This is a genomic window from Rhizobium sp. R634, from assembly GCF_002211305.1.
Lineage (GTDB): Bacteria > Pseudomonadota > Alphaproteobacteria > Rhizobiales > Rhizobiaceae > Rhizobium.
On the sequence record NZ_LOKW01000002.1, the window covers coordinates 82089 to 95240 of the forward strand.

Below are 13152 nucleotides of genomic sequence, written 5' to 3' on the forward strand. Positions count from 1 at the left end.
CCCGGCTCTGATTGGACAAGTCCCTGATATTTTTGGGAGGAAATAGCATGCGCAAGCTGATGTTGGGTCTGGCGGTTGCGGGGGTGGCTTTTGCCGGCGCAGCCTACGCCCAGGACAAGAACTATACGATCGGCGTGTCCATTCCGGCCGCCGACCATGGCTGGACCTCCGGGGTGGTGTTCCACGCCGAGCGCATTGCCAAGAAGCTGATGGCCGAACATCCTGGGCTGAACGTCATCGTCAAGACCTCGCCGGATGCCGCGACGCAAGCGAACGCCGTGCAGGATCTCGATACGCAGGGTATCGACGCGCTCGTCATCCTGCCGTCCGATCCGGATCCGCTCGTCAACGCCATCAAGGAAGTCAAGGACAAGGGCAAGTTCGTCGCGCTCGTCGACCGTGCGCCGTCGAACAACGACAATTCCGTGCGTGACCTCTATGTCGCCGGCAACAATCCGGCGCTCGGCGAAGTCGCAGGCAAATATATTGCCGAAAAGACCCCGGAAGCCGAGGTCGTCGTTATCCGCGGTCTGCCGATCCCGATCGACCAGCAGCGCCAGGACGGCTTCGACAAGGGCATTGCCGGCTCCAAGGTCAAGGTTCTTGACCGCCAGTACGGCAACTGGAACCGCGACGACGCCTTCAAGGTCATGCAGGACTATCTGACGAAGTATCCGAAGATCGACGTCGTATGGTGCCAGGACGACGACATGGCCGTCGGCGTTCTTCAGGCGATCGAGCAGGCCAAGCGCACCGACATCCAGTATGTTGTCGCCGGCGCCGGCTCCAAGGACATGATCAAGAAGGTCATGGACGGCGACAAGCTGATCCCGGTCGACGTTCTCTATCCGCCGGCAATGGTCGGCACGGCGATGGAGCTGACGGCTGCTGCTCTCTACGACCAGGTTCCCGTCCACGGCAACTACATCCTCGATGCGACGCTCGTCACCAAGGACAATGCCAAGGACTTCTACTTCCCGGATTCTCCGTTCTGATCGATCCGCGATGCAAGCGCGCCCATTCGTAAGGATGGGCGCATTTTTTTGCTTTCGCTTTGGGCGAGCAGGCGAAAATGCTGCACGTACCTCTTGCCCGCCAAAGCCCATCATGGTTAGGTCGCAGCCATACCCATCCGGCTCTGCGCCAAATACGACAGCAAGCAAGGAAGCGCCCTTGCTCCCGCAAAATTGCGTGCTACAAGTTATCAGAAACGTTTACGGTCGATGTTCAGGGAGGAATCTGACATGAAGACGATCAAAGGCCCCGGCCTTTTCCTTGGCCAGTTTGCGGGCGATACCGCGCCTTTCAATTCCTGGGACGCGATTACCAAATGGGCGGCCGACATCGGCTACGAGGGTGTCCAGGTGCCGACCTGGGCGAGCCAGCTGATCGACCTGAAGAAGGCTGCGACATCCAAGGATTATTGCGACGAATTCGCCGGCAAGGCCCGCGAAAACGGCATCGAGATTACCGAACTTTCCACCCATCTGCAGGGCCAGCTCGTCGCCGTGCACCCGGCCTATGACGAAGCCTTCGACGGATTCGCGGCGCCCGAAGTGCGCGGCAATCCGAAGGCCCGCCAGGAATGGGCGGTCGAGCAGGTCAAGATGGCGCTGACGGCATCGAAAAATCTCGGCCTCAAGGCGCATGCGACCTTCTCGGGCGCGCTCGCCTGGCCCTTCATTTATCCCTGGCCGCAGCGTCCCGCCGGCCTGGTCGAGACTGCCTTCGACGAGCTTGCCCGCCGCTGGACGCCGATCCTCAACCATGCGGATGAGAACGGCATCGACGTCTGCTACGAGATCCATCCGGGCGAGGACCTGCATGACGGCATCACTTTCGAGATGTTTCTGGAGCGGGTGAAGAACCATCCGCGTGCCAACATGCTCTACGATCCCTCGCACTACGTGCTGCAGTGCCTCGATTATCTCGAGAACATCGACATCTACAAGGACCGCATCAAGATGTTCCACGTCAAGGATGCGGAGTTCAATCCGACCGGGCGCCAGGGCGTCTATGGCGGCTATCAGGGCTGGGTCGAACGCGCCGGCCGCTTCCGCTCGCTCGGCGACGGCCAGGTCGATTTCGGCGCGGTCTTCTCGAAAATGACGGCCAATAATTTCGACGGCTGGGCCGTGGTCGAATGGGAATGCGCGCTGAAGCATCCGGAGGACGGCGCCCGCGAAGGGGCTGAATTCGTCGCCGCCCATATCATCCGCGTCACCGAGAAGGCCTTCGACGATTTCGCCGGCAGCGGCACGGATCAGGCGGCGAACCGGCGGATGCTGGGACTCTGACATAAGGCACGTTGCGAGGCTGCCCCTCACCCTAACCCTCTCCCCGTTCTGACGGGGAGAGGGGACGTGCCTTGCGAGACGTTAGCGAGGGATGGAGAGGTCGCGGCATATCCCCTTCTCCCCGTCAGAACGGGGAGAAGGTGGCGGCAGCCGGATGAGGGGCCGTATCCGCACCAAGTTAAATTCCAGGAGGACAAGAATGGCAATCGAAGCATCATCCGAACAGACCCGCGAGCCGCGCATCCGGCTCGGCATGGTGGGCGGCGGCGCCGGCGCGTTCATCGGTGCGGTGCACCGTATCGCGGCGCGTATCGACGATCAGTACGATCTCGTCGCCGGCGCGCTGTCGTCGACGCCTGAGAAGGCGGTTCAATCCGGCCGCGACCTCGGCCTCGATCCGTCGCGGACCTATTCCAGCTACCGCGAGATGGCGATCCGCGAGGCGAAGCTGAAGAACGGCATCGAGGCGGTGGCAATCGTCACGCCGAACCATGTGCATTACGATGCGGCCAAGGAATTCCTGAAGCGCGGCATCCATGTCATCTGCGACAAGCCGCTGACCTCCAATCTTGCCGATGCCAAGAAGCTGAAGAAGGTGGCAGACGAGAGCGGCGCGCTCTTCGTGCTGACGCATAATTACACCGGCTATCCGATGGTTCGCCAGGCGCGCGAGATGATCGCGAACGGCGAACTCGGCGATATAAGGGTCGTCCAGGCCGAATATCCGCAGGACTGGCTGACGGAAGCGGTCGAGCAGACCGGCCAGAAGCAGGCCGCATGGCGCACCGATCCGGCCCAGTCCGGCGTCGGCGGCTCGACCGGGGATATCGGCACGCATGCCTATAATCTCGCGTCCTTCATCACCGGGCTGGAACTCGACAGCCTGGCTGCGGATCTCGACAGCTTCGTCCCCGGCCGCCGGCTGGATGACAATGCCCACGTCATGCTGCGCTTCAAGGCGAAGGGCTCGGAGAAGCCGGCCAAGGGCATGCTCTGGTGCAGCCAGGTGGCGCCCGGCCATGAGAACGGCCTGATGGTCCGCGTCTACGGTACCAAGGGCGGGCTGGAATGGACGCAGAAGGATCCGAACTACCTCTGGTACACGCCCTTCGGCGAGCCGAAGCGGCTGATCACCCGCGGCGGCGCCGGGGCAGGTGCTGCTGCCGGCCGCGTTTCGCGCGTGCCGTCAGGGCACCCGGAAGGTTATCTCGAGGCGTTCGCGACGATCTATACCGAAGCTGCGCATGCGATCAATGCCCGCAAGAAGGGCAAGGCTGTCGACAAGGCGGTGGTCTATCCCACAGTCGACGATGGCGTGAAGGGCGTGGCCTTCGTCGAGGCCTGCGTTGCCTCGTCCAAGAAGAACGGCGCCTGGGTCAAGGTCTGAGGTCTGGAGCAGTGCGAAGCCCTGCGAAAATGCCAAGGCGGTCATTGACCGCCTTGGCCTGTCCGTCATTCGTCAGGCCGCAGCGCGGTTGCGCTTCATCAGGCCATCGATGCTGAGCGGGCCGGCGCCTGCCGCGACCAGATAGAGAAATACGAAGCAGAACAGGATCGCCGCGACGCCGCCGTTCTGCGCGGGATAAAAGCTCTTTCCCGCATGGCCGATGAAATAGGCGAAGGCCATCAGGCCCGAAAGCACGAAGGCTGCGATGCGGGTCTGGAATCCGATCAGGACGAGGAAGCCGAGGGTGAGTTCGATCAGCCCGGCAATCCAGGAGAGCGAGCCCATCGGCGGCACGCTTGCCGCGGCCGGAAAATGCAGGATCTTCTGCGTTCCGTAGCTGAAAAGCACGAGGGAGGAGATGATGCGCAGCAGGCTCAGCAGATGGGGCTGCAGCAGATGGATCGAAGACGGCATTGGGTTCCTTTCATGTTTGCAATGTCTTTCGCTGTGTAGTGATCGCGGGCCCGGCGGCAAGTCACGCCTGCTGACATTCGCGTTATGAGGTCGGTTGCGGCGGGAACGCGAAGGTCCGGAGCGGCCGAACGATGCCCATCATGGCCGTTCCACTCTTCCTACTGCAACGTTGCAGTTTTTCTTGGCCGAGACCTGTACTTTGCTTTTCGGCTTGGCTAAATCCGGCCCAACGGCCAGTCCACATGCTGAGAGACGGGGATTAGAGATGATCGATGCCAAGACGCTTGCCAGCCGCTTTCCCGGTGACTTTACCTTCGGCGTTGCCACTGCCGCCTTCCAGATCGAAGGCGCGAGCAAGGCCGACGGCCGTAAGCCGTCCATCTGGGACGCTTTCTGCAACATGCCCGGCCGCGTCCATAATCGCGATAACGGCGACATTGCCTGCGACCATTACAACAGGTTGGAGCAAGACCTCGATCTGATCAAGGAGATGGGCTTCGAAGCCTATCGCTTCTCCATCGCCTGGCCGCGCATCATCCCCGATGGCACAGGCCCGGTGAACGAAGCGGGGCTCGATTTCTACGACCGGCTGGTCGATGGCTGCAAGGCGCGCGGGATCAAGACCTTCGCGACGCTCTACCACTGGGACCTGCCGTTGCTGCTCGCCGGTGACGGCGGCTGGACGGCGCGCTCGACGGCTCATGCCTTTCAGCGTTATGCCAAGACAGTGATGAGCCGCCTCGGCGACCGTCTCGACGCCGTCGCGACCTTCAACGAGCCCTGGTGCATCGTCTGGCTGAGCCATCTCTATGGCATTCATGCTCCCGGCGAGCGCAACATGCAGGCCGCCCTTCACGCCATGCACTATATGAACCTTGCTCACGGCCTTGGGGTCGAGGCGATCCGCGCCGAGGCTCCCAACGTGCCCGTCGGCCTGGTGCTCAATGCAGCCTCGATCATTGCCGGCTCGGACAGCCCGGCCGATCTTGCGGCGGCCGAACGCGCGCATCAATTCCACAACGGCGCCTTCTTCGATCCCGTCTTCAAGGGTGAATATCCGAAGGAATTCGTCGAGGCGCTCGGCGACCGGATGCCTGTGATCGAAGACGGCGACCTGAAGCTGATCAGCCAGAAACTCGACTGGTGGGGTCTGAACTACTACACGCCCGAGCGCGTCACCGACGATGCCGAACGCAAGGGTGATTTTCCCTGGACGGTGAAAGCGCCGCCGGCGAGCGACGTCAAGACCGATATCGGCTGGGAAATCTATGCGCCGGGGCTGAAGCTCCTGGTCGAGGACCTCTACCGCCGCTACCAACTGCCGGAGTGCTACATCACCGAGAACGGCGCCTGCGACAACACCGGTGTCGTCGGCGGCGAGGTCCACGATGTGATGCGTCTCGATTATGTCGGCGACCATCTCGCTGTCGTCGCCGATCTCATCAAGGACGGGTATCCGATGCGCGGCTATTTTGCCTGGAGCCTGATGGACAATTTCGAATGGGCGGAAGGCTACCGCATGCGCTTCGGCCTCGTCCATGTCGATTACGAAACCCAGATCCGCACGGTGAAGAAAAGCGGCAAGTGGTACAGCGAATTGGCGGCACAATTCCCGAAAGGCAACCACAAGGCGGGTTAGCTCTCATTGGTGTTAAGTGACTGACATTGCTTGGCTGAACCTTCGCGCAACGGCGAGGTGCAGAAATTGATCGCGGAAGATCTTTCACACTGGTTGCTTAAACGTTTTTGAACCCTTGACTGGCAAAGTCCAACGGTCAGGGAGCCGTAATGCAGACAGTTGCCAAGTCGCAGAGCAAGGGATTGGGAATAGGGCGCCACATCACCGTTACCGGCGTGCTTTTCTCCTTCGCGGTCATCGTCGCTGTTGTCACCATCATGGTGCTGACGGCGCTCGAACGCGTGGCCGGAAATGCCAATCTCCTCGATGACGAGCGCTCGCGCGAAACGACGATCGGCGCGATGAAGACCTTTGAGGAACAGCTCGGCGCCACGCTTGACGACTATGCCGCCTGGGACGATGCCGCCGCCAATGTCTATGCGCCTGACGGCATGGCCTGGACGGTCAGCAATTACGGCGAGATGTCGGTCAATAGCCCGCTCTTCGACATGGCGATCGTCATCGACGACCAGAAGAAGGCGATCATCGCCTATCGCGACGGCCAGCCGATGGCCGAGCCGCTCTCAGACTTCTTCGCTCCCTCGCTCTGGACCCTGTACGACAGGGTGAAGGCGGCAGGCCCTACCGATCGTCCGCAAGCGGTCGGTTTCGTCACCACCAAACGCGGCATTGCCGCCGTCGGTGTCGCGCTGGTGCGGAAAAAATCCGGTGAACTCGACGCGCCTGCCGGCCAGCACCGCTATCTCGTTTTCGCCCGCCATCTCGACGACGACAGGGTGACCGCGCTCGGTCAGACCTATGTCATCGGCGGACTCAGGCTGGCGCCGCCGGCTTTCGAAGCCGATTATTTCGTGCCGATCGTCGATCCATCCGGGACAACGCTCGGCAAGCTCGTGTGGATCTCGCGGTCGCCCGGCGATATCGCCTATGCGCAGGTGCGGCCGATGGTCATTCAGGCGCTCGGACTGGTCGGTCTGTTTTTCATGGTGCTGCTGGTCATCGGCTGGCTTGCCGGCCGCCGGCTGAAGGGCGAGGAAAACAGTGCCCGCGAGGAAGCCCTGCGCGACAGGCTGAGCGGCCTTTCCAATCGCGATGGCCTCGGGCTCGCCGTCGATCGTTTCGTTGCCGAGGCGCGCCAGACCAAGCGCAACGTGCTGCTTCTCTATCTCGACCTCGACGGCTTCAAGGAAGTCAACGACAGCTACGGCCACGGCACCGGCGACCAGCTGATCCGTGCCGTTGCCGCCGGTCTCGCCGTTCTCATTCCGCGAGGCGCGGTTCTCGCGCGTATCGGCGGCGACGAATTTGCGATCGCCTTTCTCTCCGACGGCGAACATGCCGCCGCCCTGCAGCTTTCCGAACAGATTCTCGATTTTCTTGCCGAGCCGCTCGAAATCGGCCGCCGCGTCGTCGTCGTCGGGGCAAGCATCGGCATCGCCATGTCGCCTGCCGGCGCGATCAGCCGCGAGGAACTGGTGCGCCGCTCGGACCTTGCCATGTACAAAGCGAAGGAGGCCGGCCGCGCGCGCATGACGCTGTACGATCCGTCGATGGATGCCGATCGGGAACAGCGCAACGAGTTGGAGATCGACCTTCGGGTCGCGATCGAAAGCGGCGATCTGACGCTCGCCTACCAGCCGCTGGTCGATGCGGCGACGCATGCGCTGAATGGCGTCGAGGCGCTGGTGCGCTGGAACCGTCCGGGCTACGGTCCCGTCTCACCCGATGTCTTCATCCCGATCGCCGAGACCAGCGGGCTCATTGAATCGCTCGGTCTGTTCGTGCTGCGCAAGGCCTGCGAAACGGCCAAGCAGTGGCCGGGGCTCGCCATCTCGGTCAACGTCTCGCCAGGTCAGTTCCGCAATCCCGCCTTCACCGACTATGTGCGCTACGTGCTGAAGCAGACGGAGATCGAAGCCGGCCGCGTGACGCTCGAGATCACCGAAGGCTACATGATCCAGAACCCGCAGCGCACCCGCCAGTCGATCGAAAGATTGAAGGGGCTGGGGGTCAAGGTGGCGCTCGACGACTTCGGTTCCGGCTTTTCGTCGATCGGCTATCTCAGGCAGTTCGGCTTCGACCGCATCAAGATCGACCGCTCGCTGGTCATGGATGTCGACGAAGGCAAGCGCCAACGTGAGATGCTGCAGGCGACGGTGGCGCTTGCCCGCTCGCTCGATATTCCCGTCACCGCCGAGGGCATCGAGACCGAAGCGCAGGCCGTTGCCATGCGTCTCTTCGGCTGCGATTGCCTGCAGGGTTATCTCTTCGGAAAGCCGATGACGGCCGACCACATCACCGCATTGCTGAACGAGCGGCATGCGGCGGAGCCGGCTGCCCCGCGCCGTCTGGGCGCGGCCTGACCGGTCTCGGCGGGATAGGTCGGGCTTGCATCAAATTAAGTTCAGCTGCCGATATGTCGCTGGCCGCGTTTCTTTGCGAGCGCGATCTGATGCTGACGCTGACGGTAACGCAACCGGTCCTCTTCGCTGCGCGTGTGATAGCAGTGGCTGCAGGAAACGCCTTCCTCATAGAGCGGCGAGGTGATTTCCTCTGAAGTGATCGGATTGCGGCAGGCGTGGCAGAGCTTGTGTTCGCCCTCCTTTAGCCCATGCTCGACCGAGACACGCTCGTCGAAGACGAAACAGGCGCCATCCCAGAGGCTTTCCTCCTCAGGCACGTCCTCCAGATATTTCAGGATGCCGCCCTTCAGATGATACACCTCGTCGAAGCCCTCAGCCTTCATGAACGCCGTGGCCTTCTCGCAGCGAATGCCGCCGGTGCAATACATGGCGATCTTCGGCTTGTTGTGCAGGCCGGGATTCTGCCGCACCCAATCGGGAAATTCGCGGAACGTCTTCGTCTTCGGGTCGACCGCGCCGCGAAAGGTGCCGATCGCGGTTTCGTAGTCGTTGCGGGTGTCGATGACGATGGTGTCGGGATCTGATATCAGCGCATTCCAATCCTTCGCCGTCACATAGGTGCCGACCACCTTGTTGGGGTCGATATCCTCAACGCCCATGGTAACGATTTCCTTCTTCAGCTTCACCTTCATGCGCAGGAAAGGCATTTTGGAAGCGCGGCTTTCCTTATGCTCCAGCCCCGAAAATTCCGTCTGGGCGCGCAAAAAAGAGAGGACGGCATGGATGCCGGCATCCGGCCCTGCGATCGTGCCGTTGATGCCCTCATGCGCCAGAAGCAGCGTTCCCTTGACGCCGTTCTCCTCGCACAGTGCCTGCAGCGGAGCCTGCAGGCTCGCAAAGCGCGGCACGGAAACGAAATGGTAGAGTGCGGCCACGAGGAACGGGCTGGTGTGTGTCAGGCTGTCGGTCATGGGCCGGAAATACAGAAAATCGGCCGGCCGCGCAATTGCCTTCCCGATAGCCTTCTCAACGCCCGGCCGTCAGCCAGAGAAGCTCTATCCGCTCGGCTTCCTCATCGGGATCGTCGGCGAAGACGGCTTCGGCTTTGACAAGTGCTTGCCGCCGGTCTTCCTGCTGGCGGAAGATGATGGCGTCGAGCAGGTGTGCCAGATCGTCGTTGCGGGTGAAGAGCTGGGGTTCGGCCTCGACCAGTTCGGAGAGCACGGCAAGATCGTGGATGTGGCCGAGATCCTCGACAAGCTCCTTGGCCGCATCGCGCTTGGCCTGCATTGCGCCCGGCCAGACGTCGCGCAGGAGGGAGTGATAGAGCCGGTAGTCGTAGGTGCGTTTGCGCAGGTCGTGGAAATCGCCGGCCGATGCCTCGCCGTGACAGGCCGCGAGCGCAGCCTTCGCCTTCCGCGCGGTGCGGCGCCAGCTTTTGCCTAGCATGCGGGCATTCTTGCGGTGGCTGCCGGCGAAGGACACCTCATCCAGGCAACTGATCGCCTCGTTCAAAACATCCGCGGTTTCCACCAGTCTCTGTTCCAGGCCGCTTTCAGCTTCCGCCATCCAGTCTCGGCGCCCTTCGAGGATGGTGACGATGCGGCCGAGCGCCTCGTTCTCTTCTTTCTCGCGGGCCGTTTGCTGCAGGTATTGGGCGGTGCCGACGAGGGCGTTGGCGTCCCGGATCGCCGAAAGTGACCGCGCGGCGCTGCGCAGGCGTTCATTTTCACGGGCCTGGAAATCCGGCACTTCGCGGGCCACGAGCCGATAGAGCGAGCGCAGCCGCTTCAGGTTCTTGCGAAAGGTATGGATCGCCTCATGCGCGCCGTCCGGTCTTTCCTCTAAAATCGTGACGGCGTCGTCGAGCTGTTCCTTCGCAACGCTGCGAAATTCCCGGGTGAAATCGGCGTCAGGCCGTATGCGATAGGCCATGCCTGTCGTGCCCATATTCTGTGGCAAGGGCTTGGTTGGAATAGCGGAAATCGCCGGTCACTTCGCGGCCGAGCCAGGCCGGCAGCGCCGGCTTGTCGGTTTCGGCGGTCATTTCCACCTCGGCGATGACCAATCCGCGATGTTCGCCGGCAAAGACATCGACTTCCCAGACGAAGCCCTCATGCGGAACGCGATGACGCGTCTTCTCGATGACAATGCCGATTGCGTTCTGCAACAGCTCTTCGGCATCGGCGATCGGAATGTCATATTCGAACTCGTCACGGGTGATGGCGCTGCGGCCGATCTTGATCGTCAGTCTCGCTTTCCTGCCGTCGAGGATGCGCACCCGGACCGAACGGTCGTCCATCGAGGCGATGTAGCCCTGTCTGAGGCTCGACTTCGTCTCGACGGCGGAACGCCATCCGTCGCTGCGCACGAGAAACTTCCGCTCGATTTCTTTCGCCATACCAGTGAACCTTTTGTGACGATCGGGGCACGGTAGCCCAATTCCCATAGATTTCCTACCCATCTTGTCCTGTGAATTGGTTTTGCCTCGACAAGGTTCCGCCGGGGCGCTATTCGGGACCAATTCAATCGTTTCAAACAATCCGTTTCAAGGAGGTCGCGCGACCATGGGCGAGAAAACAGAGAAGCTCCTTTCCATCCTGAAACTCCAGCCGGTCGTCCCGGTGCTGATCGTCGACGATGCCAAGTCGGCTGTGCTGCTCGCCCGCGCGCTTGTCGCGGGCGGCCTGAAGGCGATCGAGATCACCATGCGCACGCCGGCGGCGCTTGATGCCGTGCGCGCCGTCGCCGACGAAGTCGAGGGTGCGGAAGTCGGCGCCGGCACGATCCTGAACGCCGCCCATTGGGAAGCCGCCGTCCAGGCCGGTTCGAAATTCATCGTCAGCCCGGGCACGACGCAGGAACTGCTCGACGCCGCCGCCGATTCCGAGGTGCCGCTGCTTCCGGGAGCGGCGACCGCCAGCGAAGTCATGGCTCTGCGTGAGGAAGGCTATCAGGTGCTGAAGTTCTTTCCGGCCGAGCAGGCCGGCGGCGCCGCCTATCTCAAGGCGCTTTCTTCGCCGCTCGCCGGCACGCTGTTCTGCCCGACAGGAAGCATTTCGCTGAAGAACGCCAGGGATTATCTCTCGCTGCCGAACGTCGTCTGCGTCGGCGGCTCGTGGGTCGCGCCGAAGGAGTTGGTCGCAGCTGGCGACTGGGCGGGGATCACCAAGCTTGCGGCGGAGGCCGCGGCTCTGAAAGCCTGAGGTCGGATCGGCGGGGGATGCACAATCCCCCGTGCCCCGTGTTTGTATTTCAGCCGTCGCAAACCTATGTTCTCTCCAGCCTCAAACAGGGAGACGACGAGGAATGTTCGACGCAAAGAAGCTTCTCGACCAGTTCTTGGGTTCGCAGGTGCCCGGTCTCGGCGGTTCAGTCCGCGACAGGGCGGGCGATGCCGTGCAGACGGCCAGGAACAACCCGATGAAGGCCGGCGCGCTTGCGGCCGTGCTTCTCGGCACCAAGACCGGGCGCAACATCGCCGGCAATGCGCTGGCGATCGGCGGTCTTGCCGCCATTGCCGGCCTCGGCTACCAGGCCTACAAGAATTATCAGGCGGGTCAGGCGCCTGCGGCCCCCTCGGATGCGCCATCGGCCAACAATCCGGTTCTGCTGCCGCCGCCTGTCGAATCCGGCTTCGGGCCGGCGTCACCGGCCGGCAGCAACGAATTCGTGCTGGTGCTGATCCGTGCGATGATCGCCGCCGCCAAGGCCGACGGCCATATCGACGATGCCGAACGTGCGCTCATCATGGACAAGATCAAGGCGGCCGATGTCAGTGGCGAGGCCGCCGCCTTCATCGAACGCGAACTCGCTTCGCCGACGGATATCGATGCGCTTGTGGCTGCGGCGGTGACGGAAGAGCAGCGTGTCGAGCTCTACACCGCCTCGCGCCTCACCATCGAACCGGATTCGCGCGCCGAACGCGGCTATCTCGATCTGCTTGCCGGCCGGCTCGGCCTTGCCGACCAGCTGGTCGACCATATCGAGGCGACGGTGTCGTCCGCCAAGACGACCTTGTCACAGTAACATCCAGGCCGGTTGCCTTTGTCGGGCGGCTGGCCTATCCACTCCTCAGAACAGGGGAGTGGATATGCGCGATCTTGCGAATTTCAAAGGCTGCCCGGCGCCGAAGCCGGTGACGCTGAAGGGCCGCTTCGTTACCGTCGAGCCCTATCGGCGGGCGGAGCATCTCGAAGCTCTGTGGGAAGGTCTCGGCGGCATGGGCATCAACCCGCTGCTGCTCTATTTCGCGCAGGACGATTTTTCCGGCATCGAGGATTTCGCCAACTGGCTGGAGGCCGTCTCCACCAAGTCCGGCTGGCTCACCCATATCTTCCGCGACAACGCCACCGGCAAGATTGTCGGCATGGCGAACTATATGCGCGCCGACCCGGCAAACGGCGTCGTCGAGATCGGCGGCGTGGCGCATGGCGCCGACATGAAGCGCTCGCCGCTCTCCACCGAGGCGCACTATCTGATGGCCAAGCACGTCTTCGAAGATCTCGGCTACCGCCGCTACGAATGGAAATGCGACAACAAGAACGAAGCAAGCAAGACGACGGCCCTGCGCTACGGCTTCAGCTTCGAGGGCGTCTTCCGGCAGCATATGATTTCCAAGCACAGCAACCGCGACACCGCCTGGTTCTCGATGATCGATGCCGAATGGCCGCTGATCAACGATGCCTTCGAAGCCTGGCTTTCGCCTGAAAATTTCGACGCCGCCGGCAGCCAGATCCGTCGCCTGCAGGATATCCGCGCCGATCTGGAGAAGGAAAGGCTCGCGTGACCCCCGAGAGCCGCTCCCAGGCGACCGCCGCCGCCATCATCCTGCTCGGCGCCGGCCTCGTCCTCTATTTCCTGCCGACCATTGTTCTGTGGATCGGCAATTTCTCGCCGGCGCTGGCGATCGTCGTCGGCATTTGCCTGATCATGGCGTTTTTTGCAGTCTTCTGGCTGCGGGCGCGTTATCAGCGGGGCAGAGGCAAGTAA

13 protein-coding genes are annotated in these 13152 nt (G+C 62.3%); 9 read left to right on the plus strand and 4 right to left on the minus strand.

What is annotated here, in order from left to right; translation table 11 throughout:
- The first annotated feature begins 47 nt into the window (after positions 1-47).
- From ATY77_RS04650 to ATY77_RS04660, 3 genes are all read left to right on the plus strand, one after another.
- A complete protein-coding gene (locus ATY77_RS04650; RefSeq protein WP_088686327.1) occupies positions 48-995 on the plus strand; it encodes a substrate-binding domain-containing protein in 948 nt (315 codons plus the stop codon).
- A gap of 249 nt (positions 996-1244) precedes the next feature.
- The gene (locus ATY77_RS04655) at positions 1245-2297 is read left to right on the plus strand and encodes a sugar phosphate isomerase/epimerase (RefSeq protein ID WP_088686328.1); all 1053 of its coding nucleotides are present in this window, start codon (positions 1245-1247) and stop codon (positions 2295-2297) included.
- A 199-nt stretch (positions 2298-2496) separates the two neighbouring features.
- A complete protein-coding gene (locus ATY77_RS04660) occupies positions 2497-3684 on the plus strand; it encodes a Gfo/Idh/MocA family oxidoreductase (RefSeq protein WP_088677800.1) in 1188 nt (395 codons plus the stop codon).
- Between the two features lie 72 nt (positions 3685-3756).
- Here ATY77_RS04660 and ATY77_RS04665 read toward each other — a convergent pair whose 3' ends face one another.
- Complete coding sequence (locus tag ATY77_RS04665) at positions 3757-4158, minus strand: DoxX family protein (protein ID WP_088686329.1); 402 nt, start codon at positions 4156-4158, stop codon at positions 3757-3759.
- A gap of 265 nt (positions 4159-4423) precedes the next feature.
- On the opposite strand from ATY77_RS04665, the gene ATY77_RS04670 reads away from it, so the two are divergent.
- Complete coding sequence (locus ATY77_RS04670; protein WP_088686330.1) at positions 4424-5797, plus strand: GH1 family beta-glucosidase; 1374 nt, start codon at positions 4424-4426, stop codon at positions 5795-5797.
- Positions 5798-5946: 149 nt separating this feature from the next.
- Positions 5947-8160: an EAL domain-containing protein gene (locus tag ATY77_RS04675; RefSeq protein ID WP_088686331.1), complete on the plus strand. Its 2214-nt coding sequence runs from the start codon at positions 5947-5949 to the stop codon at positions 8158-8160.
- A 41-nt stretch (positions 8161-8201) separates the two neighbouring features.
- Here the strand turns inward: ATY77_RS04675 and ATY77_RS04680 are convergent, their stop codons facing one another.
- Genes ATY77_RS04680 through ATY77_RS04690 form a run of 3 tightly spaced genes read right to left on the minus strand, consistent with a single transcriptional unit; the run spans position 8202 to position 10561 of the window.
- Positions 8202-9131: a rhodanese-related sulfurtransferase gene (locus tag ATY77_RS04680; protein WP_088686332.1), complete on the minus strand. Its 930-nt coding sequence runs from the start codon at positions 9129-9131 to the stop codon at positions 8202-8204.
- 55 nt (positions 9132-9186) lie between these two features.
- Complete coding sequence (locus ATY77_RS04685; RefSeq protein ID WP_088686479.1) at positions 9187-10095, minus strand: CHAD domain-containing protein; 909 nt, start codon at positions 10093-10095, stop codon at positions 9187-9189.
- On the minus strand, positions 10073-10561 hold the full coding sequence (locus ATY77_RS04690) for a CYTH domain-containing protein (protein WP_088686333.1): 489 nt from the start codon (positions 10559-10561) through the stop codon (positions 10073-10075). Before ATY77_RS04690 ends, ATY77_RS04685 begins: the two co-directional genes overlap by 23 nt.
- A gap of 166 nt (positions 10562-10727) precedes the next feature.
- Between ATY77_RS04690 and ATY77_RS04695 the strand changes: the two genes are divergently transcribed.
- The 4 genes from ATY77_RS04695 to ATY77_RS04710 all read left to right on the plus strand — a co-directional run bounded on the left by ATY77_RS04695 (position 10728) and on the right by ATY77_RS04710 (position 13152).
- Complete coding sequence (locus tag ATY77_RS04695; protein WP_088686334.1) at positions 10728-11366, plus strand: 2-dehydro-3-deoxy-phosphogluconate aldolase; 639 nt, start codon at positions 10728-10730, stop codon at positions 11364-11366.
- A 103-nt stretch (positions 11367-11469) separates the two neighbouring features.
- Entirely contained in the window at positions 11470-12189 is a 720-nt protein-coding gene (locus tag ATY77_RS04700) for a tellurite resistance TerB family protein (protein WP_088686335.1), read from the plus strand.
- 64 nt (positions 12190-12253) lie between these two features.
- Complete coding sequence (locus tag ATY77_RS04705) at positions 12254-12949, plus strand: GNAT family protein (RefSeq protein WP_088686336.1); 696 nt, start codon at positions 12254-12256, stop codon at positions 12947-12949.
- Complete coding sequence (locus ATY77_RS04710) at positions 12946-13152, plus strand: hypothetical protein (protein WP_088686337.1); 207 nt, start codon at positions 12946-12948, stop codon at positions 13150-13152. Before ATY77_RS04705 ends, ATY77_RS04710 begins: the two co-directional genes overlap by 4 nt.